23 protein-coding genes and 1 tRNA gene are annotated in these 24,618 nt (G+C 67.3%); 5 read left to right on the top strand and 19 right to left on the bottom strand.

The window, feature by feature from the left end; genetic code table 11:
- The first annotated feature begins 31 nt into the window (after positions 1-31).
- Positions 32-1,687, top strand: coding sequence for a 2-isopropylmalate synthase (gene leuA / locus AC07M8_RS02785; RefSeq protein WP_495172886.1), 1,656 nt, complete (start codon positions 32-34; stop codon positions 1,685-1,687).
- A 602-nt stretch (positions 1,688-2,289) separates the two neighbouring features.
- Here leuA and AC07M8_RS02780 read toward each other — a convergent pair.
- Genes AC07M8_RS02780 through folE form a run of 3 tightly spaced genes read right to left on the bottom strand, consistent with a single transcriptional unit; the run spans position 2,290 to position 4,005 of the window.
- Positions 2,290-2,643, bottom strand: coding sequence for a dihydroneopterin aldolase (locus AC07M8_RS02780; RefSeq protein WP_495172885.1), 354 nt, complete (start codon positions 2,641-2,643; stop codon positions 2,290-2,292).
- Positions 2,636-3,382: an SDR family oxidoreductase gene (locus AC07M8_RS02775; RefSeq protein ID WP_495172884.1), complete on the bottom strand. Its 747-nt coding sequence runs from the start codon at positions 3,380-3,382 to the stop codon at positions 2,636-2,638. The genes AC07M8_RS02780 and AC07M8_RS02775 overlap by 8 nt, the downstream gene beginning before the upstream one ends.
- Positions 3,379-4,005: a GTP cyclohydrolase I FolE gene (gene folE / locus AC07M8_RS02770; protein WP_495172883.1), complete on the bottom strand. Its 627-nt coding sequence runs from the start codon at positions 4,003-4,005 to the stop codon at positions 3,379-3,381. The genes AC07M8_RS02775 and folE overlap by 4 nt, the downstream gene beginning before the upstream one ends.
- A 167-nt stretch (positions 4,006-4,172) precedes the next feature.
- Between folE and AC07M8_RS02765 the strand changes: the two genes are divergently transcribed.
- Together AC07M8_RS02765 and AC07M8_RS02760 are read left to right on the top strand one after the other, a co-directional pair.
- A complete protein-coding gene (locus AC07M8_RS02765) occupies positions 4,173-4,376 on the top strand; it encodes a hypervirulence associated TUDOR domain-containing protein (RefSeq protein ID WP_495172882.1) in 204 nt (67 codons plus the stop codon).
- 45 nt (positions 4,377-4,421) lie between these two features.
- A complete protein-coding gene (locus AC07M8_RS02760) occupies positions 4,422-4,682 on the top strand; it encodes an SWIB/MDM2 domain-containing protein (protein ID WP_267396882.1) in 261 nt (86 codons plus the stop codon).
- Between the two features lie 124 nt (positions 4,683-4,806).
- Here the strand turns inward: AC07M8_RS02760 and AC07M8_RS02755 are convergent, their stop codons facing one another.
- From AC07M8_RS02755 to AC07M8_RS02725, 7 genes are all read right to left on the bottom strand, one after another.
- Positions 4,807-4,932: a hypothetical protein gene (locus tag AC07M8_RS02755; RefSeq protein WP_495172881.1), complete on the bottom strand. Its 126-nt coding sequence runs from the start codon at positions 4,930-4,932 to the stop codon at positions 4,807-4,809.
- A 222-nt stretch (positions 4,933-5,154) separates the two neighbouring features.
- A complete protein-coding gene (locus tag AC07M8_RS02750) occupies positions 5,155-5,712 on the bottom strand; it encodes a hypothetical protein (protein WP_495172880.1) in 558 nt (185 codons plus the stop codon).
- 448 nt (positions 5,713-6,160) lie between these two features.
- Positions 6,161-6,237 (bottom strand) — tRNA-Arg (locus AC07M8_RS02745).
- Between the two features lie 64 nt (positions 6,238-6,301).
- A complete protein-coding gene (locus AC07M8_RS02740; RefSeq protein ID WP_495172879.1) occupies positions 6,302-6,787 on the bottom strand; it encodes a DUF1178 family protein in 486 nt (161 codons plus the stop codon).
- Complete coding sequence (locus AC07M8_RS02735; protein ID WP_495172878.1) at positions 6,784-7,611, bottom strand: carbon-nitrogen hydrolase family protein; 828 nt, start codon at positions 7,609-7,611, stop codon at positions 6,784-6,786. The genes AC07M8_RS02740 and AC07M8_RS02735 overlap by 4 nt, the downstream gene beginning before the upstream one ends.
- The gene (gene grxC / locus AC07M8_RS02730; protein WP_267396877.1) at positions 7,608-7,865 is read right to left on the bottom strand and encodes a glutaredoxin 3; all 258 of its coding nucleotides are present in this window, start codon (positions 7,863-7,865) and stop codon (positions 7,608-7,610) included. Before grxC ends, AC07M8_RS02735 begins: the two co-directional genes overlap by 4 nt.
- 49 nt (positions 7,866-7,914) lie before the next feature.
- Positions 7,915-8,658 (bottom strand): ComF family protein, encoded by a 744-nt coding sequence (locus tag AC07M8_RS02725; RefSeq protein WP_495172877.1) that lies wholly within the window; start codon positions 8,656-8,658, stop codon positions 7,915-7,917.
- A 42-nt stretch (positions 8,659-8,700) separates the two neighbouring features.
- Here AC07M8_RS02725 and AC07M8_RS02720 point away from each other — a divergent pair, with 42 nt between their 5' ends.
- Entirely contained in the window at positions 8,701-9,546 is an 846-nt protein-coding gene (locus AC07M8_RS02720; RefSeq protein WP_495172876.1) for a methyltransferase domain-containing protein, read from the top strand.
- 39 nt (positions 9,547-9,585) lie between these two features.
- Here the strand turns inward: AC07M8_RS02720 and AC07M8_RS02715 are convergent, their stop codons facing one another.
- The 8 genes from AC07M8_RS02715 to AC07M8_RS02680 form a co-directional block, all read right to left on the bottom strand.
- On the bottom strand, positions 9,586-9,972 hold the full coding sequence (locus tag AC07M8_RS02715) for a response regulator (protein WP_495172875.1): 387 nt from the start codon (positions 9,970-9,972) through the stop codon (positions 9,586-9,588).
- A gap of 58 nt (positions 9,973-10,030) precedes the next feature.
- Positions 10,031-12,475, bottom strand: a complete 2,445-nt coding sequence (locus AC07M8_RS02710; RefSeq protein ID WP_495172874.1) for an ATP-binding protein — start codon at positions 12,473-12,475, stop codon at positions 10,031-10,033.
- Positions 12,476-12,491: 16 nt separating this feature from the next.
- Positions 12,492-13,763 carry an EAL domain-containing protein gene (locus AC07M8_RS02705; RefSeq protein ID WP_495172873.1) on the bottom strand — a complete coding sequence of 424 codons (1,272 nt, stop codon included), beginning with the start codon at positions 13,761-13,763 and terminating at the stop codon, positions 12,492-12,494.
- Positions 13,764-14,576: 813 nt separating this feature from the next.
- The gene (locus AC07M8_RS02700) at positions 14,577-18,833 is read right to left on the bottom strand and encodes a translocation/assembly module TamB domain-containing protein (protein ID WP_495172872.1); all 4,257 of its coding nucleotides are present in this window, start codon (positions 18,831-18,833) and stop codon (positions 14,577-14,579) included.
- Entirely contained in the window at positions 18,833-20,995 is a 2,163-nt protein-coding gene (locus AC07M8_RS02695; protein ID WP_495172871.1) for an autotransporter assembly complex protein TamA, read from the bottom strand. The genes AC07M8_RS02700 and AC07M8_RS02695 overlap by 1 nt, the downstream gene beginning before the upstream one ends.
- Before the next feature lie 171 nt (positions 20,996-21,166).
- Complete coding sequence (locus AC07M8_RS02690; protein WP_495172870.1) at positions 21,167-21,625, bottom strand: hypothetical protein; 459 nt, start codon at positions 21,623-21,625, stop codon at positions 21,167-21,169.
- Positions 21,622-22,398, bottom strand: coding sequence for a prepilin peptidase (locus AC07M8_RS02685; RefSeq protein ID WP_495172869.1), 777 nt, complete (start codon positions 22,396-22,398; stop codon positions 21,622-21,624). Before AC07M8_RS02685 ends, AC07M8_RS02690 begins: the two co-directional genes overlap by 4 nt.
- Entirely contained in the window at positions 22,385-22,636 is a 252-nt protein-coding gene (locus AC07M8_RS02680) for a hypothetical protein (RefSeq protein ID WP_495172868.1), read from the bottom strand. Before AC07M8_RS02680 ends, AC07M8_RS02685 begins: the two co-directional genes overlap by 14 nt.
- Positions 22,637-22,766: 130 nt before the next feature.
- Here AC07M8_RS02680 and AC07M8_RS02675 point away from each other — a divergent pair, with 130 nt between their 5' ends.
- Entirely contained in the window at positions 22,767-23,957 is a 1,191-nt protein-coding gene (locus AC07M8_RS02675; RefSeq protein ID WP_495172867.1) for an acetyl-CoA C-acyltransferase, read from the top strand.
- A gap of 85 nt (positions 23,958-24,042) precedes the next feature.
- Here AC07M8_RS02675 and AC07M8_RS02670 read toward each other — a convergent pair whose 3' ends face one another.
- A complete protein-coding gene (locus AC07M8_RS02670; protein ID WP_267396866.1) occupies positions 24,043-24,564 on the bottom strand; it encodes an SH3 domain-containing protein in 522 nt (173 codons plus the stop codon).
- Positions 24,565-24,618: the final 54 nt, after the last annotated feature.

Below are 24,618 nucleotides of genomic sequence, written 5' to 3'. Positions count from 1 at the left end.
CCTTGCCCCGTGCCGACCCGAGAGTTTTTCCATGTTGCGCGATCCTTCCAGCAAATACCGCCCCTTCCCCCAGATCGACCTGCCGAATCGGCAATGGCCCGGGCGCACGATCACCCAGGCACCGCGCTGGCTTTCCACCGACCTGCGCGACGGCAACCAGGCGCTGATCGATCCGATGGACGCGGAGAAGAAGACGCGCTTCTTCGATCTGCTGCTCAAGGTCGGGCTGAAGGAAATCGAAGTCGGCTTCCCTTCGGCGGGCGCCACCGAGTTCGACTTCATCTCGGGGCTGGTCCGCGACGATCGTATCCCCGATGATGTCTTCATCCAGGTGCTCACTCAGTCGCGCCGCGACCTGATCGAGACCACCTTCGCCTCGCTCGACGGCGCCAAGCAGGCGATCGTTCACGTCTACAACGCCGTCAGCCCGGCGTGGCGCAAGATCGTGTTCAACATGGATCGCGCGCAGGTGAAGCAGATCGCGGTCGATGGCGCCAAGGTACTGCGAGACCAGGCCGCGGCGCACCCCAACACCGACTGGCATTTCGAATACAGCCCCGAGACCTTCTCCACCGCCGAGCTCGAATTCTCGGTGGAGGTCTGCGAGGCGGTGATGGATGTGCTCCAGCCGACCCCCGAGCGCCCGCTGATCCTCAACCTTCCCGCCACCGTCGAATGCGCGACGCCGAACGTCTATGCCGACCAGATCGAATGGTTCGGCCGGCACATCCGCAATCGCGACAGCGTGGTGATCAGCCTCCACCCGCACAACGACCGCGGCACCGGCGTCGCCGCGGCCGAACTCGGGCTGATGGCGGGCGCCGACCGTGTCGAGGGCTGCCTGCTCGGCAATGGCGAGCGGACCGGCAATTGCGATCTGGTGACAGTGGCGCTCAACATGTACACGCAGGGCGTGGCGCCGGGGCTCGACCTGTCGGACATTGACGGCATCGTCAACACCGTCAATTACTGCACCAACATTCCCGTTCACCCGCGCACGCCCTATGCCGGCGACCTCGTGTTCACGGCCTTCTCCGGCAGCCACCAGGATGCGATCAAGAAGGGCTTCGCGGCTCAGGCCGCGCGCAACGACGGGCTGTGGGAAGTGCCCTATCTGCCGATCGATCCCGCCGATCTCGGCCGCAGCTACGAAGCGGTGATCCGCGTCAATTCGCAATCCGGCAAGGGCGGCGTCGCCTGGGTGATCGAGCAGGACAAGGGGCTCAAGCTGCCCAAGCGCCTGCAGGCGGATTTCAGCCGCCACGTTCAGGCGATGGCCGACGAGACCAGCCGCGAGCTCAACGCCGCCGACATCTGGGGCCGGTTCGAGGCGACCTATCTGCCACGCGCCGACGATCGTTTCGTGCTGCGCGATTATGAGGAAAGCGGCGGCGCCGGCAATCGCCTGTTCGTCGGCCGGGTCGCGGTGGATGGGGCCGAGCGCTCGATCTCGGGGCGCGGCAACGGGTTGATCTCGGGCGTGGTCGCCGCACTCGGAGAGACCGGCCCCGCCCTCGACGTGGTCGATTACAACGAGCATGCGATCGGCCATGGTGCCGATGCCCAGGCCGCGGCCTACGTCGAATGCCGCACCGCGAGCGGCGCCACGGTGTTCGGCGTCGGTCTCGACACCGACATCGCCACCGCCAGCGTCCGCGCCGTACTCAGCGCGGCGAATCGCATCTGACTGAGGGGGCCTGCGCGGCAATGCCGTGGCAGGCCGTTCACCGCGACCGGCTCTTCGATGCGGGATGGCATGATGGAACCGGACGACTGATCGATGTCGCAAGCAGACATGCATCGACCAACGAGCCGCCACCCCAGCGAAAGTGGGATATCCTCGTGGCGCGCGTCGTCCGGACCTCGCGACAATCGAGATGACGGTATCTGGAGGATGTGGGAGGATCGGACGCGGCATCAACCGCGGTCTATGCCTCAACCCTGGCGCGCTGCCCGCGCCCTGTCTGCACGTCGAACAACCGCGACGAAGCGCCGGTCATCAATCCGGCCGGCGTTCCCCGCCGGCCGTCGTCATCATCAGAAGATAAGGGCGCCGATCACGGCCCAGAGAGCGAGGCTCATCGGAATGGCGATCAGGACGCCATGGGCGCCGAACGGATGGTTGGTCGACGGCTGATACGGCAACTGACGGTTCACGCTCATCTCTCCTGCATTGTTCCTGCGGCGCTTTTGCTGCCGGCATGTGATCAATGTTTCAAAACGGGACCGGTTGCAAGCGTTCCTTAAATTCTTTTTGGTTTTCGGGTATGGTGCGCGACCGCAGCAGCGTCAGCCGCGGGTGCGCACGATCGCGCAGCCGATCCGCGCATCCGGATAGATATCGGTCTTTGATGTGCGCACGCTCACCTGGGTGACGCGAGGATCGGCTAGGCATAAGGCGGCGATCGCCTCGCACAGCGTTTCCTGCAGTGAAAAGTGGCGGCCTACGGCAAGCGCGAGGATGCCCTCGCGAACGAAATCGTAATCGAGCACCTCGTCGATCGCATCCTCGGCCGGCGCTTGCGGGTAGCGCACCGTCATTTCGACCGAGATGATCACGCGTTGCGGTTCGGCCTCGCGCGGGTGGATGCCGAGGCGGATCATCACCTCCAGCGCGTCGAGGATGATCAGATAGTCAGCCACGCGCGCGCTCGAACATCACGTCGCGTGGCCGCGCCAGGAAACGCTGGCCGGCATCGACGAACACCGTCCCGCCATGAATGCCGCGCGCCCCGATCAGGAACGCCACCGCCGCGGCGACATCGTCGGGGTCGACCGGGCGCTGCAGCATGTTGGTCGAGGCGACGGCCCGGAACTCCTCGTCGCTCTGGTCGCCGCTCGGCAGCGACAGGCCGGGCGCGACCGCATTGACTGCGATCCGTGGGCCCAGCGCCTGCGCCAGCATCGTCGTCGCCCCGGCAAGCGCGATCTTGGTCAGCGTGTAGGAGAAGAAATCGGGGTTCAGGTTTGCGACCTTCTGGTCGAGCAGGTTGACCACGGCGCCTTCCGCGATGTCGCGTTGCGCCGCCAGCGCCGCGGCAAGCTGCACCGGGGCCAGCAGGTTGATCGCGTGCAGCCGCTCGGCAAGCGGGCGATCGATCGCCTGGGGCGCGTCATACTCGAACAGCGAGGCGCTGTTGACCAACCCGTCGATCGCGCTGCCGCTCGCGGCCCGTGCCGCGTCGATCAGCCCGGCGACCGCGGCTGCATCGGCGAGGTCCGCCTGCACCGTCGCGCCGCCGACCTCATCGGCCAGTCGCTCCGCCGCATCCGCCGAACTGCCGTAGTGGATCACCGGCCGATGCCCGTCGGCGGCCAGCCGGCGGACGATGCACGCCCCCAACCGCCTGGCGCCGCCGGTCACCAGCACGGTTCGGTTCACCCGCGCAGCCCCATCAGCGACAACACTTCCTTCCGGCTGCGCTCGTCGTCGCGGAACACGCCCATCATCCGGCTGGTGGCCATCGTCACGCCGGGGGTGCGCACACCGCGCGCGGTCATGCAGGCATGGCTGGCCTCGATCACGACCGCGACACCCTGGGGCTTCAGATTGTCCCAGATGCAATCCGCGACCTCGGCGGTGAGCCGCTCCTGCACCTGCAGCCGCCGCGCGAAGCCGTGCAGCACCCGGGCGAGCTTGGAGATGCCGACGACATGGTCGCGCGGCAGATAGGCGATGTGCGCCTTGCCGATGATCGGCGCCATATGGTGCTCGCAATGCGACTGGAACGGAATGTCCTTGAGCAGGACGATCTCGTCATAGCCGCCCACCTCCTCGAACACCCGCTCGAGGTGATGCGCGGGATCGTCGCCATAGCCGGCGCAATATTCCTTCCACGCCTTGGCGACGCGGCGTGGGGTGTCGATCAACCCTTCGCGGGTCGGGTCGTCGCCGGCCCAGCGGATCAGCGTCCGGATCGCCTCGGCGACATCGGCGGGCACGGCGGGCGTTGCGCCGGCGGCGACCAGATCGCCCTCGTCCGGGGTGGCGCGTTGATCAGCCATGGGCCGGTCGCACGGGTGGTTGCTGCACGTCGTTCATCCTGCTGCCGGTTCCGGCGGGAACCGCGTTGCCCTTGCCGCTACCACGGGCAGGCGGGGGTCGTCACCCCGGGCTCGTGCAACCCTTGGCGGCGTCATGCGCTTCAGGTGGAGCAATAAGGAGAGCGACGATGACGGACCCCAAGGTCGGCGACAAGGTGAGCTGGAAGAGCCACGGCGGCAGCGCGCATGGCACCGTCGAGAAAAAGCAGACCAGCGATACCCAGATCAAGGGTCATCCGGTCCGCGCCTCCAAGGAAGAACCGCAGTTTATCGTAGAGAGTGACAACGGCGGCAAGGCAGCGCACAAGGCGGGCGCGCTGAAAAAGGCGTGATTCACGTGGCCGGGAATGGACCGGGCGCGAACAGGAAGGAATCCGATGGCTACTGCACCAAAGACCGGCGGCATCCACGCCCCCGTCCAGCCCTCTGAAGAGCTCGGCGCCGTGGTCGGCAACGAGAAGCTGCCGCGCAGCGAGGTGATCAGCAAGGTGTGGGCTTATATCAAGTCCAACGACCTGCAGAACCCCGAGAACAAGCGCGAGATTCTCGCCGACGAGAAGCTCAAGAAGGTATTCGGCCGCGACAAGGTGACGATGTTCGAGATGAACAAGTACATCTCGCAGCACGTCAAGGCCTGAAGGCCGGTTCGACCAGGGAACGCCGCCCGCATGGGCCGGCGGCGTTCCCGGAAGACATGGGCGATCGGCGGCGATGCCGTCCACGAATACCGCTCATTGATGCCGCGGCACGCGGCAGCCCGGCTCAGCGCCGTGGCAGCGACAGAAACGGCATGGCGATCGCCGAAGCAATGATCCGAGCGACCCCGGCAGCAACATAGACCCAGAAGGTCAGCGGCTTGGGCCAGTTGCTCGCCGGCTTAATCGACATGACGGGCCACATCGCCGCGGAACAGCGTCACAGCGCTCGGGGTGCATCCAGGATACATCGCATCGGTCCAGGCGCTCCGGGAGGGAGCTCAGCCATGGCCCGTACGGCCCTCATGTTGCAGTGGTTTTACAACCGCGGCGCGTTCGCGCCGACAAAGGGGAATGATTCACCGCCGGATGGCCGGCGCTCGACCGACGGCGCCGAGGGCATCGTCGCCCGCGCTTACGATTGCAGCAGCCGGATCATGCCAAGCACCGCCGCCCAGGCACCAGCCGCCAGGCCCGCTGCCAGCAGCACCCTCACCGCGCCGGCATATTTGCCCACCACCGGCTCCGGATAGGGAGGCACCATCACGGCAAGGCCCGTTGCCGCGTCGTTGTCATGCTGCTGTGGCTCGTCGTCGAGCGCGCCATCAAAGCGCCGCGCCAGTGCGAGTTCCGCAGGGGACAGCGGCGCGACGAACGCCAGGCGGTAACCCGGCTGATCGACCGCGATCACCGTCGCCGCGCGCTCGCCGATCCCGGCAAGATCGACCACCAGCCTCTCGCCAACGCTGAGCGCGCCCCCCGGCCCAGCCCCGTCGGCGACGACGACGTCATGGGTCGACAAGGCCGTGACCACCACATCGGTAATGGCCAGGTCGGTTTTGGCCGCGCGCGCGCCGCGCGACCTTGCCTTGGACTTGGCGGCCACAGATGGATCGGCGCCACGATACAGCGCCACCCCGTGCAACATTAATCCTCTCCCCTGCTGTCCCCTGACCGATCCCTGATCATCCATAGGTGATCATCCCATCGGCCATGATCTTGCCACCGCCAGCCTCGAGCTGGTCACTATATCGGCGATCGGGCGCAATCTATTCTGACTTAACTACAATCTCATCCGTTTTGGTTGTGCTTTCACACGCCAACCGGCCCCAACCGACTCGACTCAGCAGACTTCAAGCCGATCATCTTGCTACCGATAACCCGGTATCGCCGTCACTACACTAACGGTCACGACACCGATCCCCTCGACGTCTATAGCCTCTGGTAGCTAATCACGATGTTCACGTATACGCCGTAGAAGTACGCAATTCTTTCACGCCGATTAACCGAAAGTGGATTTGTCAATCGCGCCAAGTAGCTGCGATACGCCTGAGCTAATTTGACGGGGAGCCAAGCCCGCCGCCGCCGGCGCGGCAGGGCGCCCGACTGACGAACGATGGCGATGGCGATGGCGAGGGAGGTGGTGACCCCGACTGGATTCGAACCAGTGGCCCCCAGATTAGGAATCTGATGCTCTATCCGACTGAGCTACGGAGTCACGCGGGTCTAGATATCCGCCCGGCACCGATCGGTCCAGCCTCCGCGCGAAGCGGCGCGGCGGCTCAGTTGGAGGTTTCCGGCGGTACCACGGGCAATGGCAGGGCCGCGATCGGCACGCCTTCGTCGGCCAGCGCCCGCGCCTCGGCAAGGCTGGCCCGGCCGTGGATCGGGCTGGTCGCCACCTCGCCGAGGTGCATCGCCCGCGCCTGCGTCGCGAAGCTGCCGCCCACCCATTGCGATCCTTCGAGCGCCTTGGCCTGCGCCGCGGCGAGCATCGTCAGCGCTTGCTTGATCACCGCCGGATCGGAAGCAACGGTTGGCGCCGATCCCGGCGTTCCAACATTCTGCGTCTTTTGCGCCACCGGCGCATCACGCCGATTGCCTTTGACGGGGATGTTGGGCGCCATCACCGCCTTGGTGACCCGGGTGTCGGCGCACAGCGGGCACGCGACCTGCCCGGCGGCAGCCTGGGCCTCATAAGCAGCGCTCGAGCCGAACCAGGCCTCGAACACATGGCCGCCGCCGCAGCGCAGATCGAACACGATCACGATCCGCCGCCCTCGACCGGCGCGATCGAGCGTCGATGCGCGATCACCGGAATCCGCGCGCGCACCGCCGCCGCCATCGTCGGATCGATGTCGACGAAGCCCAATCCTGCCGCCTCCGCCATGTCGAGCAGCACCGTCCCCCAGGGATCGACGACCAGCGAATGGCCATAAGTGACCCGGCCATCCTCATGAACTCCCGCCTGGGCAGCGGCGATCACGAAACAGCCATTCTCAATCGCGCGGGCTCGGAGCAGGCAATGCCAATGCGCCTCGCCGGTCGGACGGGTGAAAGCGGCGGGGACTGCCAGCAGCTCGGCGCCGGCCGCACTCAGCGCCTGATAGAGCGCCGGGAACCGCAGGTCGTAGCAGATCGACAGGCCGAGGCTGCCGAGCGGCGTCGCCGCCATCACCGCCGCCGTGCCCCCGGCATAGCTCGCCGACTCGCGCCAGCTTTCGCCACTCGCCAGATCGACGTCGAACAGATGGATCTTGTCATAGCGGGCGCGGATCGAGCCATCGGGATCGATCACGAAGCCGCGATTGGCATAGCGCCCGTCGTCGCGGCGGATCGCCAGCGAGCCGAGATGCACCCAGATGCCAACGCGCGCCGCCGCCGCCCGCACCGCGGCGAGCACCGGGTCCGCGTCCTCGCCGACGATCGATGCCGCCGCCCGGACGCGATCACGATCGATCAGCCCGGACATTTCCGGCGTGAACAGCATCGCCGCCCCGCCTGCGGCCGCGGCCTCGATCGCCCTGGTCAGATCAGCCGCATTGCCGGCGGGATCGATCCCGCTGGTCATCTGCAGCAGCGCAAGCTTCATGCCGCCAGCAGCGGGTCCAGCCCTCCGCGGGCATCGAGCGCGGCGAGATCGTCCGATCCGCCGATATGCCGGCCATCGATGAACACCTGCGGCACGGTAGTGCGGCCGTTGGCACGCTGGATCATCGCCGCGCGCTGCGGGCCGCCCATCGAGATGTCGGTCTCCTCCGGGGTCACGCCCTTGGCGGCGAGCAACCGCATCGCGCGGGTGCAATAAGGGCAGAATGCCTTGGTGTAGATTTCGACTTTGGCCATGGCCCAGAGGTGTGGACTGGGTGCGCGCTTGTCAATCCGCGTCCACCGCTCAGTCGATCGTCGCCTCGTCGAGCACGCGCGCCCAGCAGAGGATCGTCACTGTGGCGGCCCCTGCCGCGAGCAACGTGGCGGTGCATGCCGCCGCCGTCGCGCCGCTGGTATAGACGTCGTCAACGAGACCGATCGTCCGCCCTTTGATCCTGCCGCGATTAGAGATCCGGAACGCCCCCGTCACCGCGGCAGCGCGCGCGCGCCGATCGAGCCCCTGCAACACCGGGGTCCGCTTCGCCCGCGCGAGCACAGTGAGATCCACCGCGCATCCGCTTCGCCGGCCCAGCGCAGTCGCGATCAGCCCCGCCTGATTGTAGCCGCGCGCCCACAGCCGCCAGCGGTGAAGCGGCACCGGCACCAGCAGGTCGAGTTCGGGCGGCACCAGCCGCGCCATTTGCCGCGCCATGGTTTCGGCAACACCGGTGCGACCGCCATATTTCAGTTTCAGCGCGAGGTGCCGCGCGACTTCCCCATAAGCGACCGCGGCGCGCACCCCGGCATGGCGCGGTGGCATCGCCAGGCACTGCCCGCACAGCACGCCGTCGCCACGATCAAAGGCGAACGGCCTGCAGCAGCCGGCGCACCACGGCGGGGCAAGAAAGCGCAGGCTGCTCCAGCAGCCGGCGCAGAAGCGATGATCCGCCGCCACCGGCACGCCGCAGCCGCCACAGCGCGGCGGCAGCGCCAGCGCGACCGCGCCGCCCAGCACGCCTGCCAGCCCTCCCCTGCCCGCGCCGTTCATGCCTTCTTGTCGCGCGCGCCGGGAGCGGGCACAAGCCGGGCCGTGAACGCTCCCGACATCTTCGATCGCGCCGCGCGGCGCCGCCGGCGCGATCGCGCCGCGGCCGGCGACTATCCCCGCCACGCCTTCCTGCGCTCGGTGATGCTCGACGGCATCGCCGAGCGGCTTGCCGCGGTAAAGCGGTCGTTCGCCGACGTGCTCGATCTCGGCAGCTTCGAGGCCGATCTGATGCTGCCGGATGCGCACATCGCCCGGGCCGATCCGGGCTTCGCCTTCGCCGCGCGCAGCGGCGGCGTGCAGGTTGAGGAAGATCATCTGCCCTTTGCCGACGCTGCATTCGATCTGGTGATCAGCGCGGGCGTGCTCGATCAGGTCAACGATCTGCCGGGCGCCTTGTCGCTGATCCGTCGCAGCCTTCGCGCCGACGGACTGTTCCTCGGGGCCTTCGTCGGCGCCGGCAGCCTTGGCGCACTGCGGACCGCGCTGCGCAGCGCCGAGCAGGAGCGCCCGGCGGCGCGGCTCCATCCGCAGATCGATGTCCGCGCGGCGGGTGACCTGCTGATGCGCGCCGGGTTCGCATTGCCGGTCGCCGATGTCGAGACGGTCAACGTCTCCTATCGCAGCATCGGCGGCCTGCTGGACGATCTGCGCGGCATGGCGGCGACCAATTTGCTGACCACCCGATCAGCCCTGACGCGCGCAGCGCTCGCCCGCGCCGCCGCGGCCTTCGCCGACGCCGCCGATGCCGACGGTCGCACCCACGAAACCTTCGAGATTGTCTTCCTCACCGGCTGGTCGCCCGACGACCGCCAGCCCAAGCCCGCGCGCCGCGGCAGCGCCAGCACGTCACTCGCCGCCACGCTCGGCCGCGATCGGCGCCCGGACTGATCGGCAGCACTGCGCCGCCCAGGGGCGTGAAATATGCTGCTAGTTGATCATGCCGCCGGCGTCGCGCGCGAGGATCCGGCCCATCGCCTCGAACAGCGCATCCATCGCCACCGGCTTGAACAGGACTTCGTCGGCGCCGGCCATCAGGCAGCGCTCGCGCAGGTCGAGCGCGGTGTCGGCGGTGATCACGATGATCGGCACGCTGCCCTTGGCATCGCCGCGCGCGCGGATGTGTTTGATCGCGGTGATGCCGTCCATGCCGGGCATTCGCAGGTCCACCAGCAGCATGTCGAAATGCTGTTCGTCGAGCGCCTGCAACCCTTCTTCCGCGCTTTCGGCTTCAGCCATCGTGGCGCCCGCAACATCGAGCATGTCCTTGACAACGCGCCGGTTCATCCGGTCGTCCTCAATGAAGAGCACGTTCATGCGCGTAATCGGCTTCCGCAGGAAGAGAGGGGGCAGGACATTGACCCGCGTCTACGCGTCATGCTGCCTGCGGCACAAGACCCGGCTGCTGAATAGGAGCCGAGTCGGCCGGAAAAAGTACAGAGACCAATTGAGTACCACTGACGGGTTTGGCGATGATTTGGCTGACGCCGGCAGCAACGAGCGATTCGCGCCGTTCCGCCAGCGTTGCCTGAGGCCACAGCATCGTCACGGGCGCGCCTAGCGCGACCAAGGATCGCAGCAGATCCGCCGAGTTCTGCTCGTCCATTACACCAGCGTCGACAAGTACCTGCGCAATACCGCCTGCGGCCAGCCGAGCGTTCGCGTCCACCAGCGAACCGGCTAGCTCTACCCCGGTGGCGTGTGGCGCGGTCAAGGTCTTGAGCATGCTGCGGGTGATCGGATTGCGATCGACGATCAACAGGCAGGTATCTCCGGGCGTGCCCGGCTCGCACGGCGCCGCCGGGACGGGCGCCGGCACGAGCGGCAGCTCGACGGTGAAGGTGGAGCCCTGTCCGGGGACGCTCGAGACGCCGATATCGCCCCCCATCGCCTGCGCCAATTTGCGACAGATGGAGAGGCCGAGCCCGGTGCCGCCATAGTGGCGGGTGGTGCTGGTGTCCGCCTGGCGGAATGATTCGAAGATTTCGTCGACCTTGTCGGCGGGGATGCCGATGCCGGTATCGCTGACGCTGATCCGGTAGCGATCCGCACCGACCGCGCCGATGGTCAGCGTCACCGCGCCCTCGGCGGTGAACTTCAGCGCGTTGGAGAGCAGGTTGAACACGATCTGCCGGGTGCGCGCGGCATCGCCGACGATCATCGTCGGGCAGTCGGCGAGGTTGCGTGCGAAGCTCACGCTCTTGGCGCGCGCCTGATCCTCCCACAGCCGCGTCGACTCCGCGATGGTCGCGTGAAGATCGAACGGCGCCTGCTCGATCGCAAGATTGCCCGTCTCCATCTTGGCGACATCGAGGATGTCGTCGACCAGCGCGCACATCGTGAGCCCGGCGCCATGCACCACCTTCAGCCGGTCGCGCAGGTCATGTTCCAGCGACGCATCGGCGAGCATCACCTGGGTCATGCCGAGGATGCCGTTGAGCGGCGTGCGGATTTCGTGGCTGGTGGTGGCGAGGAACTCGGTCTTGGCCGCCAGCGCCTTGCCGAGCGCGGTGTTGGTGACCTCGAGATCCTCATTGGCCGCCCTCACCTGGTTGCGGCTGCGCCGCAGGGTGACGATGCCGAAGCCGAGCATCGCGATCACGATCGCGGTGCCGAGGACGATGCCGAGGAAAATCTGCTGCTGGGTGCGCGCGCGCGCCTGCTCGAAGGCGACGCTCCGCCGCGCTTCGTCGCGCTGCAGGTTGGCGATCTTGAGCTCCTGATTGGCAAAATCGAACCGCGCCGCCATCAGCGCCGCGTTGGTCGATCGGGCGAGCTTGGTAGCTTCGTCGTCGAGTTTCTTGAGAATTTTGAGATGCTGAAGCGCCGGACCGGGCCGACCGGCCGCTTGGTAGACGTGGTAAGCCGTCTCATGAGCATCGCGATCGACAAGAGTGGTCCTACTGAGATCAACGCCCCTGAAACGCTCATCGATCAGCTTCTCGGCTTGGGCAAGCGCTCCTTCCTGCAACGCGGCTTGGGCGGCGATCGCCACAACCACGGGCCTGAATTCGGCAGCTTCACCTGTTGCTGTGATCCGCATGCCTTCGACGATATCTTGGTTTGCAAGAGCCAATCGCCCGGTTAGGAGCCGAGAACTCGCGACGTTGCATAGCACCGTAGCAATCAGCAACCGGCTGCTCATAGAACGTGCCAATACAAGCGCCTGGCGAAACTGCATTTCAGCGTCGCGAAACCGCCCCAACTCCTTAAGTACGTTGCCCCGATTGTTATATAGTGACACGCTGAGCTGTGGATCGGCGTTATAAGCAGAGATTGCCTGATCGTAATAACGGAGCGCGGTCGGATAGTCGTTGCCACCGGAATAGAGGCTGGCAATTTGGATCAGTGCCCTGGCTTGATTGCGCTTGTTTCCGAGCTTTTGGAAAATATCGTGGGCGGCTTGATAATCGGCTAGAGCCTGCGCCGGATTGGCCCGTTCGGTATCAACCCAGCCGCTAGACAAAAGCGCGTCGCCCTGGAGGGTAGATCCCGGCACGATGCGGGTGGCCGTGCGTAGGGCACTGGCTACCAGAGGCGCACCTGCCGCCATGTTGCCCAACCTGATATTAGCTTCGCCGCGCAACCACTCGGCCGTGGCGACCATCAATGCCTGTTGCCGCAAGTCGCGTATATTTGCTGCATAGCGCTGGAGACCCGCAGCCTTGATGATTGCTCCCTTCGGATTGGCCAGCATCGTCGCTCGTGTGTCGGCTACCATATATTCGAAACGCCGATCCAGCGTGATCGAGGGGCGTGTAGGGTTGCCGTCCGCATGACACACTGCTCCGCAGCTGATCGCTACCAGCACAATCAGCATTCGAAGTGCTGTCACATCAAAGCTTTCGTGCAGCTGCCAAGGTAGCGAAGGTTTGCCGTGCGTTCGGTACTGGCGGTGCCTTTTTGCCATCGTTCAAGTAAACGGTCAGTGCATCGAGAGTGACGGGCTTGCTGATCAAGAAACCCTGCACCATGTCGCAACCCATCACCGTCAGCAGCGCCAGCGCAGCGTGCGTTTCCACCCCCTCGGCCACCACTTCCATTTCCAGCGCGTGCGCCAGATCGATGGTCGATCGCACGATCAGCGGATCGCGGTTGGAGCTGGTCAGCTGGGTGACGAACATTTTGTCGATCTTGAGCTCGCGGGCGGGGAGCTGCTTCAGATAAGCGAGCGACGACAAGCCCGCGCCGTAATCGTCGATCGCGATGGTGATGCCGTAGTCGGCGAACACCTGGAGGTTGGCGATGGCGCTGCCGGGATCGCGAATGACGGACGTCTCGGTGATTTCGAATCCGAGCTTGGCATCGCTCCCCGCAACCAGATCGCAGGCCGCCCGGACAAACGCGGCATCTGCCAGCAGCTGCCCGGAAATGTTGATGAACAGTCGTAGATCATGGCCGTCGGCCGCGAGGATACGCTGATCGGCAATCGCCTGGCGGATCGTCCACAGCGTCATCTTGCCGATCAGATGGCACTCTTCGGCAATCATGATGAAGTCGTTGGGCAGGATGATTCCGCGCTCTGGGTGATGCCAGCGCACCAGCGCCTCGGCGCTGCCGATCTCCTGTCGCCGGACGTGGATCTTGGGCTGGTAGAGCAGCAACAATTGGTCGTTGTCGATCGCATGCTCCAACTCGCGCGCAATCTGCCGGATGTCGGCAGGAAGGTGCGCCTCCACCGCATGGGTCACCGCGCGGTAGGCGGCGCGCGCCTCGACCAAGGCCGCCTCGGCCTCCTCCGCCATCCGCACCTCGTCGACGATGTGCAGCGGTGCGCTGGCAGCGCCGAAGGTCAGTTCGACCGTATGGAGCTCCTCATCGATCACCAGCGGCGCCGTAAAAGCCTGCTCTACCGCAGCGATGCAGCTGTCCAGTTCAGCAGCCTCGCGGCCACGCAGACAGCAGACAATCAGCGTCCGGCTCACGATCGAGATGATCGCCTCGGGCAGCAGCGTCTGTAGCCGCTCCACCACCTCGCCCACCAGCAGCTCCGCGCGCGCGCATCCGAGCAGCCGACGCAACTCGCGGAAGTTTGCCAGCTCGATCAGCAGGTGAAATTGCAAGGTGCCGACGACCGACATCCCCGGACGAGGATCCACGGCGGCCACGGCCTGCCCTGCTTTGGCAACCTGCAGGCGTTCACGGCTTGGGCGTGGGGCGACAGTCATGGCCGCGACGCTACCCGCCACCCCTTGAAATACCCTTAAGATAGCAACCGATTCAGTGGGCGTTAACCGTCGAGCGACGCGCAGGACGCGGTTGAGAGATGCTTAATTTGTTGTTAAGTATGTTAACCACCTTCGGGTGGATAATAAGGGAGCATAAGCATGCTGGCATTCATCATCGCACTTATCTACGGCCACGACATCAAGCCCTGGTAAGCTGATTACCGCCGGCTCGGCGGCGCGGCGGTGGGTGAAATATCCCCGTTTGTCCGTGATTTCCGAGCCGGCAACTGACCGCGGTCAGCCGCCGCTAATCTTCTTCGCCAACCCCATAGCAGCCGGCCACCACGCCCATCCATCAAGGTGCGAATCACCCGCTCAACCAGGCCAGCTCCAGCGGCACGCATCAGGCGCCTGCCCAAATAAACCAAACTGCAGCATGATCGATCGGCACGCCGCACGGCTACCCGACCCCGCCCCATGCGCGTGCTATGCCCTGCCGCAGGCCTCACCCGTCCGCGATACGCTCGCCACCCTTACGCTGCTGCTTGCCTCAAGGCCTGCGTCACGGCGCAACGCCGTCGCTTGAGGCCTGTACCGAGACGCCGGGCTTGGAATCAAACGGCAGGCATCTACCTTGCCGCTTGTCGCGCGCCCTAGCCCTCCCACTCATCACCAAAAACGCGGCCATCGATCCTCCCGTTCCGGTGTATCCCGGATACGGCGATGGCCTCTCGCCCCGCGGCGGCGCGTTCCTCAATAATCCTTGGAATATTTGAGGCGCGCGTCCGAGCCGCCGAACGATCCGGTCGAGGTGAGCAGGCTCAGCGCCTTGGTCAGCGCGATCTGCAGCTGGGTCGCAGTCTGGCCCTTGGCGTCGGTGACGATCTCCACATAGATGTTGTCGGTCAGGTACTTGCCGGCCGCGAGGCTGGTGCCGCGCCCGGTCGCCTCGTCGGCGCCGAGAATCCGCAGCCGGTCGAACCCGGTCGCCGAACGCAGCTTGCCGAGCGGGTTGAGCCCGCCGCCGCCCGAGCCACGCAGCGAATTGAGCGCGGAAGCCAGCTGGATCGCCTCGGTCGCCGACAAATTCTCCGGATTGGTGCCGAACAGCAGCCGGCTCAGCACCTCGTCCTGCGGCAGCGTCGGGGTGGAGGTGAAAGCGATCTGCGGGCGCTGGCCGGTACCGGTGATATCGAGCACCGCGGTGATGCCATCCGTGGTGGTGGTCGCCTCGATGTTGATGTCCGGATCGGTCAGCGCGCCACCGCGGAAGCGGATCGTGCCGCGGTTCACCTCGAAGCGCTTGCCCGCGAACGAATAGGTGCCGCGCACCAGGTCGAGCCCGCCCGAGATCACCGGCGCCGCCGAGGTGCCGCCGATCCTGAGGTCCATCTCCCATTCGGATTCGAGTCCCATGCCCGAGACGAACAGCTGGTTCTCCGCGCGGACGCGCAGGTCGAGCTTGATCGTGCTCACCGGCGCGGGCTTGGGCCGATCGGTCGGCCGCGGCGTCACGATCTGGCTCTTGCGGCGGACACCGGTCAGCTCGGGCACTTCGGCGGCGCCCTGACGGATGATCTCGTAGCGCGCGTTCGGGATCACCAGATCGCCCTGCACCAGCCCGCCGTCACGGCCGTTGGTGAAGTGGATGGTGCCCGAGGTGGTGGCGCTCAGCGCATCGCTCTTGGCGAGTTGCGCGTCCTTCAGCGTCGCCCGCATGTCGATCGGGAAGCCGCTGTCCGCCGCCAGCCCGACGCTGCCCTGCGCCTGGAAGGTGCCCTCGCCCGCACGCGCGCTGAGGTTGGTCAGTTCGAGCCGGTCGTTGGTGAAGCGCGCGCCGATCTTCATCTGCGACAGGCGAGTGCCATAAGCCTCATTGTCATAGGTCAGGTTGTCGGCGCGGATCAGCCCGTTGAGCTGCGGTGCCGAGACCTTGCCGGCAAAGTCCGCCGCCACCGCGATCGGCCCGGAAAGCTGCTGCTCGGGGAGCGCGGCGAGACTGAACAGCACCGCCGAGGGGCCGTTGTAGCGGATCCCACCGGACAGCGGCGCCTGCATCAGCCGCGTCGTCCACGAGCCGGCACCAGGCGGGAGCGGTCGCAGCCCCGCGACCAGCCGGCCGATCGTGGTCGGCCCGCGCTTGATCAGCGCCCGCGCCTCACCGCCGTCCGGCAGCAGCTTGCCGACGAACTGGACGTCGACCGCCTCGGAGACGGCGGCCAGCCCGGTGCGCTGGAAGCCCGCAATCGTCAGCCGCGCATCGGCCTGCGGGATCGCCGCCCCCTGCTGGCGATAGTCGAGGCTGCCGGTCACCGCGCCCGACAGGCCGAGGTTGGGCATGAACGCCGAGAGCATCGACAGGTTGAGCCGGTCGAGCCGCGCCTGCGCCGCGGTGACACCGCCGCCGAACGAGCCGGCGACCCGCGCCGAGCCCGCCGTCGGCCCCTGGCCGAAATCGATCCGCGTCGGTGCCAGGGCATAGCCCTTGGCGGCGCCGGTAATCCGCGCCGGATTGACGGTGCGGAAGGCGATGCCATTGGCCTGTCCCTGCGCGGCAACCAGATAATTGTTGGGTGAGAGCTGGGCGTTCACCGCCACCCGCAGCGGCACGCCAGTCGACCCGGTGAGCAGCGCCTGTGCGCTGCCCTTGCCGTTCTGGTAGTTCACCTTGGCGCGCATCGCCTGGATGACGACGCTGTTGTAGCGGGTGTCGGCGACCTGGACGTCGGCGACGACCGACGGTGCCTTGGGGTACATCACCACGGTGGCGTTCACGATCGCGCGGCCGACGGTGAAATCGGCGAGCCCCGGGATGGTCGCGTTATACGCCCGCGCGGCAACGTCGGCGCGCTGATAGCCGCCCTGGTTGCCGAGGTTGACCGCCCCGGTGATGCCGCGGCCGGCAAACTGCAGCCGGCCCGCGAACGGCCCCGCCTTGGTCGCGGCGACCCGGCCGTTGGCGACGATCCCGGCGAACACCACGCGGCGCACGTCGACCGTCAGCTGCGGGCTGGGGTTGACCAGCACGTCGGCGGTGAACGGCCCATAGTTGGTGCCGCCGCTCGCGGTCACCGCATAGGCGCCGCCGCGCCCGACGACGCGCACATCGAGGTTGACCAGGCCGACGCCCACGCCGGGACGCGCGGCATGCAGCACCACCACAGGCGCGGTCGCGCTGCCGGTCACCCGCGCATTGAGCGGGCCATATTGCGTCGAATAGGCATCGGCGCTGACCAGCACCGCGCCATTGGCGGGATTGAAACGGCCGTCGCCCCGCGTGATGCGGAACTGTGGCGCGTTCATCCTGAGGTTGCGGAAGGTGACGATGCCTTCCGGGCTGTAGCCGATGTCCGCGCGGACGACGGCGTTGCCGCCGAGGAAGTTGCGCACGCCGCTGTTGAACAGCTGGGTGGTGCGCGCGGCGACACGGCCGGTGATGCCGAAGCCGCCGTTCGGCCCCGGCACCAATTTGGCGTCGGTGTCGAGATTGATGATGCCGATGCTCTCGACGCGGTAGCCGTTCACCCGCCCCTTGAGCGCGCCGGTGTAGCGGCCGGTCTTCATGTTGGCGACGACGATCGCGGTGGCATCAATCTTGTCGGAACGGATCTTGAGATTGTCCGACAGGATGTTGGGCATCGAGATGGCGAAATCGCCGTTGATGCGCACGTTGGTCGCCAGCCCGCCGATCGCGGCGTTGAGCCCGGTCACCCGCTTGGCGCGCGCGTTCACCGGCACCAGGATTCGGTCGCTGTTCACGCGGGCGAGGCCCTCGGCGTAGACATTCTCCACCGTGGTGGTGCCAAAGCCGAGGGCCGCGGCGCTGACCTTGTAATCCACCGTCGGCGTCGCGAACGCGCCGTCGAGCACCACGCGCGCGGTGACATCGCGGCCGCGCAGGTTGGGCATGATCGAGCCGGGGGTGAGCAATTTGGCGTCGACCGCGAAATTGCCGAACTTGCTCGCGGCCAAATCGATCAGGCCGCCGGCGTCCACCGCCAGCGCGTCGGACGTCAGCTTGATCCGCGTATCCGCCTTGCGGTCGTTGAGCGTCGTATCGATCGCGACCGCGAGCTGCGGCGCGGTCAGCCGCTCAACCGGCCCTTCAAGATAGAGGCCGGGCTTGGTGAAGCCGCGCACCTCGATGTGGCCGCTCTTGGCGGTGACATCGAGATTGGCGAGCTGGCCGCCGCCCAGGGTGGCAAGCGCCTTGCCCTGCCACGAGGCCCAGCTGCCGCGGCCATCGACATTGGCGGTCAGCGGCGCCTTGAGCGCGCCCATGGTCGCGACCACGCCGCCGACCGGCGCGTTGAGCTTCAGCTTGACGTCGAGCTTGTTCTGCTCGGGCACGGCATCGAGCCGCAGCGACAGCGTGTCGCCGCCGGCGATCCCGGCGCCTTTCAGCGCCGCGGCATCGGTGACGAGCTGCGCGCGCTTGTCGGCGATGTGCACCGCACCATCGATGCGGACGATATGCGTTTCGCCGGTCACCGGCTTGCCGATCACGAAGCGGCCGATGTGCAGCTTGTTGACGTCGATATCGAGGTCGGGAAGCAGCGGCGCGTTGGGATCGCTCGGTGTCGCCTTGAGCTCAGGTCGCCGCGCCAGCGTGACGAGATCGGTCGAGAGCGCGCGGACGTCGACGTGGTTCTTGGCGAAGGCGAACGGCCGCCAGTCGACCGCGAGCTTGGGGCTGGTGAGGAACACGCCCTTGGGATCGGACACGCGCACGTCGCTCAGCACCATCTGGCCGTAGAGCGAGCCGTCGATCCGCCCGACCTTGATGTTGAGCCCCGAGGCGGTGTTGTAGCCGCCGATCTGGTTGGCGACGAAGCGGTGGCCGGGATCGGTGTTGATCCCGAACACAACGATGCCGATCAGCACGACGAGGCCGAGCACCAGCCACAGGAGCCATTTGAGGATCCGCTGCCACAAGGGGGGCTTGGTCACGATCACCGTCTCGTGCACGGTGGTGTCGGCGGGCTGCGTCACGGCGCTGTCCTCGGCCATCAGAAGGCCTGCCCGATGGAGATGTAGAGTGCGATCTTGCCGTCGCCTTTGCGCGGGTTGAGCGGGGTCGCCACGTCGAAGCGCAGCGGGCCGAAGTTGGTGTAGAAGCGCCCACCGATTCCGGCACCGAACTTCAGGTCGGACGCCGTCGGCAGGCTCGATTCATAGCTGTTGCCGGCATCGAGGAACGGCACCACGCCGAAATTGCCGAACCGGTAACGCGCCTCGATCGAGAACTCGTTGAGCGAGCGCCCGCCGACCGGATCGCCCTTCGGATCGAACGGCCCGAGCCGCTGATAGCCATAGCCGCGCACCGAGCCGCCGCCGCCGCCGTAATAGCGCCGCGACGGCGCCAGGTCGTCGCGCGAGATCCCATCGATCGAGCCGGCGCGGGCGCGGCCGGCGATCACCAGGCTCGGCGACACCGGATAATAGAAGGTGCCTTCCACCATCGTGCGCACATAGGGGCTGACGCTGCCCTGCACCGACGTCTCGGGGCTGACGTTGAGCTTGAGCCGATAGCCCTTGGTCGGGTTGAGGAGATTGTCCGATGTGTCCCACATCACCTGGGTGGGCAGCGCGGCGATGCCATAGGTGCGACGGACATCCTCGGCGCGGTCGAAATCATAGACGCTCTCGTTGGTGCCCACGAGTTCGCCGCCGTAATAATAGGTGAAGCGCTTCTGCCAGATCGGCGTCGAATCGTAGCTCCACCGCGCCGATACCGTGGTGGTGAAGGCGTTATAGGCGTCGTAATTGCTGTGATCGGCCGAGAGCACCGCGGTAAAGGTACGGTCGCGCTTGCCGGCATTCGAGCGGCGGAAGGTGCCCGAGAGGCCCTGCTCCTGCGTGCCGCCGATCACCGAGCCGATCAGTGCGCCCTCGTAGGGGAACAGATTGCGATGGGTCCAGCTCGCCTCGGCGCGGAAACCCTGGCCGGTCGAATAGCCGGCGCTGCCCGCCAGGCTGCGCTGCGGGCCCTTGGTCTGGTTGACCAGCAGGTCGACCTGCTCGGTGCCGTCGGGATTGGTCTTGCCGGTCTGCTGCGGCACCACCGAGATGCCGCGGAACATCCCGGTCGCGACCAGCGCGTCGCGCAAGTCATCAGTCAGCCTCGCGTCATACAGCTCGCCCTGCTTGAAGCGCGGGAAGACGTTGAGATGCTCGAGGTTGAACACCGGATCGCCGGTGGTGACGAGCTGGCCGAAGCTGCTGCGTGGGCCGGTGTCGACGGGAAGCGTATAGGCGCCGGTCGCGGTCGGCGCCTGATCGTCGAGCAGGATGTCGCGGTCGCCGACCTTGACGAACGGATAGCCCTGCTGCGGCAGCACCAGGCTGACATTGGCTTCGGCGCCCTGGATGCGCGCCGCCTCGATCGGGTCGCCGACCTTGAGCGGCAGATTGTGCGTGACGAGATCGGCCGGGATCACCGGCTGGGTGTTCACCGTCACCGACGACAGCGTGTAGAGCCGCCCGGGGTTCGCGGTCACGGTTGCGCGCAACGTACCCGGCTTGCCGTCCTCGCCCGGCACCTGCTCCACCGTCGAGATCGCGGTGCCGTCATAATAGCCGAGCGACTTCATCAGCCGCACCGCCAGCGATTCGTCTTCCTTGGCGCGCGCCGCGACCTGGGTCGCATTGGCCGCCTTGCCGCCGCCCTTCTTGAGCGCGGACAGCGACTTGAACGCCGCATCGAGCTTGAGCTTGTCGAGCCCCTTCAGCTCGGTCGCATAACGGATCTGCGGCGCGTCCTTGTCCTTGATATCGGCCGCGGTCTCGAGCGGCGCGGTATCGTAGCTGGCGAGCGCCGGCAGCGGCTGGGCGAGCTCGGGGCTTTCCACCGGCACCGGGCCGAGATTGTCGCCGGTGGTGGTCACCACCGTCGGCTGCGTCGCCGGCGCGGGTACCGGCGTCGTCCCCTGCGCGATCGGCGCGGCGGGCATCGGCTCCAGCGGTGCGTTGATGTCGCCGCTCAGCGGCGGCATCGCCGCATCGAACTCGGCCTCCGGAACGATCGGCGCATTGCCGTTGGGATCGGTCTGGCCGGTGCCGTCCGGCGACGCCTGGGCGGCATCGGGCTTGGGCGCGTCAGGACCTTTCGCGGGGGCAACTCCGGGCTGGGACAGCTGTGCGACGGCGGGAGAAGCGGCGGCCAGAGCCACGGCAAGCCAATAATGACGTCGAGTCGAAACAGCCACGCGCAACAAAATCCCCTTTGCAGGGATGTCCGTATTCGACCCACCCCCAAGCCCCTCGCCAACGATCCGGTAGCAATACGGTTCCGTCGGAAATCACCCGTCAGCCAAACTTTGCGGTAGCCTGGCAGGCCATGCTCAGCCGCGGCAGCCGATCAGCCCGGCGACCGGGATCACCAGCGTGTCCTGGCCGGTACGATCGATCCGCAGCGTCCCCGCCGGCACTTGCGCACCATTGGTTAAATTGGCGTTGGTGACGATCTGCAGATCGAGGGTCGCGACCACATCGCCGCCGCGATATTCGTTGCTGCCGCCAAAGCCGAACCCGCCCTGCTCGGCCATCGCGCTGCGCTGATAGTCGCCGGTCTTGCCGCCGATCGCGAGCCGGATCGTCCCCGGATCGGCCACCGCCATCGCTACCAGCTGACGGTCGCCGCCGGCGCTCCACAGAAAGGCGGCACAACCTTTGGCGGGCAGCGCCTGCGGGCCAATCGGCCCGAGCGGCAGCGCGGCCGTAGGTGGGATGGCGGCGGGGGGAGTCACCGACGGAGAAATGGGGGCCGCCGCCTGGACGAGAGCGAGAAGCAACGCGATCATGGCGCCCAGCCTATCATCGCCAGCCACGCCGGGTAAGCCGCCACCGCGATCAGCGTGCCGAGCGGCAGTTGCGTGTCACGCGTCATCGCCCGCCCGCGCAGCGCCGCGACCAGCACCACGCCGAGCCCGACCAGCCCTGCGACCACCAGCACCGCCGGCAGCAGCCGCCAGCCGAGCCACAGCCCTATCGCGCCGAGCAGCTTGGGATCGCCGCCGCCCATCCCCTCGCGCCCGCGCAGCCGCCGATAGCCGGTCGCGACCAGCCACAGCGCGGCAAAGCCGGCGACGCCGCCGACCAGCCGCTCGGCCGGCGCCGGCGCCACCCCCAGCCACGCCGCCGCCACGCCGCCGATCGCGAGCAGCCCTGTGAGGCGGTCGGGCAGCCACAAGGCGATCCAGTCGAGCGCCGCCAGCACCAGCAGCAGCCAGCCGAACACGGCGCCGGTGACGCCGACCACCCCCGGCGCCACCCAGCCGGCAGCGGCGCCGATCGCCAGCGCGGCAAGCTCGATGATCCAGTGCAACGGCGCGATGGTCGCGCCGCAGCTCCGGCACCGCCCGCGCAGCCACAAGGCGCTCAGCAGCGGGACCAGCTCGAGGCTGCTCAACGTCCGCCCGCAGCCGTCGCAGGCCGATCGCCCGCGCATCACCGATCGCCCGTCGGGCCAGCGGCTCACCAGCGCGGCGATGAAGCTGCCGAGGATCGCCCCCAGCCCGCCCAGCATCGCCGCCCACAGCGCCGCGCCGGCAAGCGACCCATCAGCCATCGGCATCGCGCACCAGATAGCGATAGACGCCGAGCAGATCGATCATCAGCAGCACCACATTCTGGGTGCCGAGCGCCCAATCCTTGGCGATCACCGCGCCGGTGATCCACGCCACCGCCGAGAGGCAGAACAGCACCATCGCCCAGCCCGTGTCGCGCCGCCCCCAGTCGAGCGACACGACGCCGGCAGCGATCATGCCGCTGATCGAGGCAAACCAGCGGATCGCGGTGATATAATCTTCCATGGCCTCGCCCTAGCCGATGATCGGCGCCGGCCAAACCATGGCGAGACGATGCACGACCTATTCAGCCAGCTTCCGCTTTGCCTTGGGCGTCTCTACATAGCCGCCAAAGCATAAACCCGGAGAGCCTGTCATGTCCGCCGCCGACCCTGTCGTCATCCTCAGCTATGCGCGCACCCCCATGGGGTCGTTCCAGGGCAGCCTCGCCGGCGCCAGCGCCACTCAATTGGGCGCAGCGGCGGTCAAGGCCGCGGTCGAGCGTGGCGGCGTCGACGCAGCGGCGGTGCAGAGCATCTACATGGGCTGCGTGCTCTCCGCCGGTCTCGGCCAGGCGCCGGCGCGCCAGGCGGCGATCCTCGCCGGGCTCGGCAGCCATGTCGAGGCGACCACCGTCAACAAGATGTGCGGCTCGGGGATGCAGGCCGCGATCCTCGCCGCCAACGCGCTTGGCGCGGGGGCGGTCGACCTGCTCGTCGCCGGCGGCATGGAGAGCATGACCAAAGCGCCCTATCTGTCGCGCAAGCACCGCGGCGGCGCGCGCATCGGCCACGACACATTCTACGATCACATGTACCTCGACGGGCTCGAGGATGCCTATGAGCCCGGCAAGCTGATGGGCAATTTCGCCGAGGAGACCGCCGAGGAGTATCAGTTCACGAGGCGGGCGATGGACGATTATGCGATCGAGTCGCTCCACCGTGCCCAGGCGGCGCAGGCGAGCGGCGCGTTCGACCGCGAGATCGTCGCGGTCGAGGTTGCCGGCCGCAAGGGCAGCACCACCGTCGCGGTCGACGAGCAGCCCGCGCGCGGTGACGTCGCCAAGATCCCGACGCTCAAACCCGCCTTCTCCACCGACGGCACCATCACCGCCGCCAATGCCTCGTCGATCTCCGACGGCGCCGCCGCCTTGGTGATGACCCGCGCCAGCGTCGCCGAGCGGCTCGGCCTCACCCCGATCGCGCGGGTCGTCTCCTACGCCGCCCACGCCCATGAGCCGGCGAAGTTCACCACCGCGCCGGTGTCGGCGATCCGCAAGACGCTCGCCAAGGCCGGCTGGGACGCGCGCGACGTCGATCTCTACGAGGTCAACGAAGCGTTCGCCGCGGTCTCGATGATCGCGATGCACGATCTCGGGCTCGATCATGCCCGGGTCAACATCCACGGCGGCGCCTGCGCGCTCGGCCACCCGATCGGCGCCAGCGGCGCGCGCATCCTCGCCACCCTGCTCTCGGCGCTGGAGACCACCGGCCAGCGCCGCGGCCTTGCCTCGCTGTGCATCGGCGGCGGCGAGGCCACCGCAATGGCGGTGGAACTGATCAACTAAGCAGCGCCGCCCTTGCCCCCCCTCCATCATGCTGAACTCGTTTCAGCATGATGGAGGAAAGGGCGGTGGTGCGCCCTCGGTCAGCTCACGGCAGCCGCTCGCCGGCATCGACGCCCCACAGACCACCGACCTCGACGAACCCGGCCTGCCCCTTGACATCGAGCCGGCACCAGCCGTCCGCGCAGGCGCTGAGCCGGCCGACCACGCCCGGCGCCGCACGCCACAGCAGCCGTGCGCCCACCGACGGTCGGTCGCGCATCTCGAGCGGCACCGCGCCGCGCACGATCGCGGTGCGACGCTCGCTCAGCAGCCCGGCCAGCATCCAGCCCTGGGTGCCGCCCGGATCCTCCACCTTGCGCCATTCCTTGAACACCGCGAGCACCCGCACCGGCAGGTCGGCGCGGCGGTACAGCCAGCTTGCCGGATAGTTCTTCGCCGGCCCGGTCCGCATCCGCGCCTGCCCCGCGGTGATCGACGCGAAATAGGGCGGCTGCTTCTTGGCGTCGGCGGCGAGCGCACTGCCGGCAGTGGCCAGCGTCGCGACGGCGGCAGCGGCGATCACCAGCGGGCGGAAAGGGGCGAAGCGGAGCAAGGGCTTGTGGTTCACCCTGCCTGTGTAGCGAGCGCATCGCCGGCATCAACCGCGTTGACGCCCGCGCCG

Source organism: Sphingomonas sp. GW821-FHT09E03 (assembly GCF_059416225.1).
The sequence above is the reverse complement of the archived record's forward strand: the minus strand, read 5'-3'. Positions and strand labels throughout refer to the sequence as shown.

What these genes read in the sequence shown, in the direction of transcription:
- AC07M8_RS02715 (WP_495172875.1), bottom strand. Translation starts at nt 9,972, where the DNA reads ATGAACGTGCTCTTCATTGAGGACGACCGGATGAACCGGCGCGTTGTC.
- folE (WP_495172883.1), bottom strand. Translation starts at nt 4,005, where the DNA reads ATGGCTGATCAACGCGCCACCCCGGACGAGGGCGATCTGGTCGCCGCC.
- AC07M8_RS02725 (WP_495172877.1), bottom strand. Translation starts at nt 8,658, where the DNA reads ATGAACGGCGCGGGCAGGGGAGGGCTGGCAGGCGTGCTGGGCGGCGCG.
- AC07M8_RS02690 (WP_495172870.1), bottom strand. Translation starts at nt 21,625, where the DNA reads ATGATCGCGTTGCTTCTCGCTCTCGTCCAGGCGGCGGCCCCCATTTCT.
- grxC (WP_267396877.1), bottom strand. Translation starts at nt 7,865, where the DNA reads ATGGCCAAAGTCGAAATCTACACCAAGGCATTCTGCCCTTATTGCACC.
- AC07M8_RS02735 (WP_495172878.1), bottom strand. Translation starts at nt 7,611, where the DNA reads ATGAAGCTTGCGCTGCTGCAGATGACCAGCGGGATCGATCCCGCCGGC.
- AC07M8_RS02710 (WP_495172874.1), bottom strand. Translation starts at nt 12,475, where the DNA reads ATGCTGATTGTGCTGGTAGCGATCAGCTGCGGAGCAGTGTGTCATGCG.
- AC07M8_RS02755 (WP_495172881.1), bottom strand. Translation starts at nt 4,932, where the DNA reads ATGTCGATTAAGCCGGCGAGCAACTGGCCCAAGCCGCTGACCTTCTGG.
- AC07M8_RS02750 (WP_495172880.1), bottom strand. Translation starts at nt 5,712, where the DNA reads ATGGATGATCAGGGATCGGTCAGGGGACAGCAGGGGAGAGGATTAATG.
- AC07M8_RS02675 (WP_495172867.1), top strand. Translation starts at nt 22,767, where the DNA reads ATGTCCGCCGCCGACCCTGTCGTCATCCTCAGCTATGCGCGCACCCCC.
- AC07M8_RS02765 (WP_495172882.1), top strand. Translation starts at nt 4,173, where the DNA reads ATGACGGACCCCAAGGTCGGCGACAAGGTGAGCTGGAAGAGCCACGGC.
- AC07M8_RS02760 (WP_267396882.1), top strand. Translation starts at nt 4,422, where the DNA reads ATGGCTACTGCACCAAAGACCGGCGGCATCCACGCCCCCGTCCAGCCC.
- leuA (WP_495172886.1), top strand. Translation starts at nt 32, where the DNA reads ATGTTGCGCGATCCTTCCAGCAAATACCGCCCCTTCCCCCAGATCGAC.
- AC07M8_RS02700 (WP_495172872.1), bottom strand. Translation starts at nt 18,833, where the DNA reads ATGGCCGAGGACAGCGCCGTGACGCAGCCCGCCGACACCACCGTGCAC.
- AC07M8_RS02680 (WP_495172868.1), bottom strand. Translation starts at nt 22,636, where the DNA reads ATGGAAGATTATATCACCGCGATCCGCTGGTTTGCCTCGATCAGCGGC.
- AC07M8_RS02685 (WP_495172869.1), bottom strand. Translation starts at nt 22,398, where the DNA reads ATGCCGATGGCTGATGGGTCGCTTGCCGGCGCGGCGCTGTGGGCGGCG.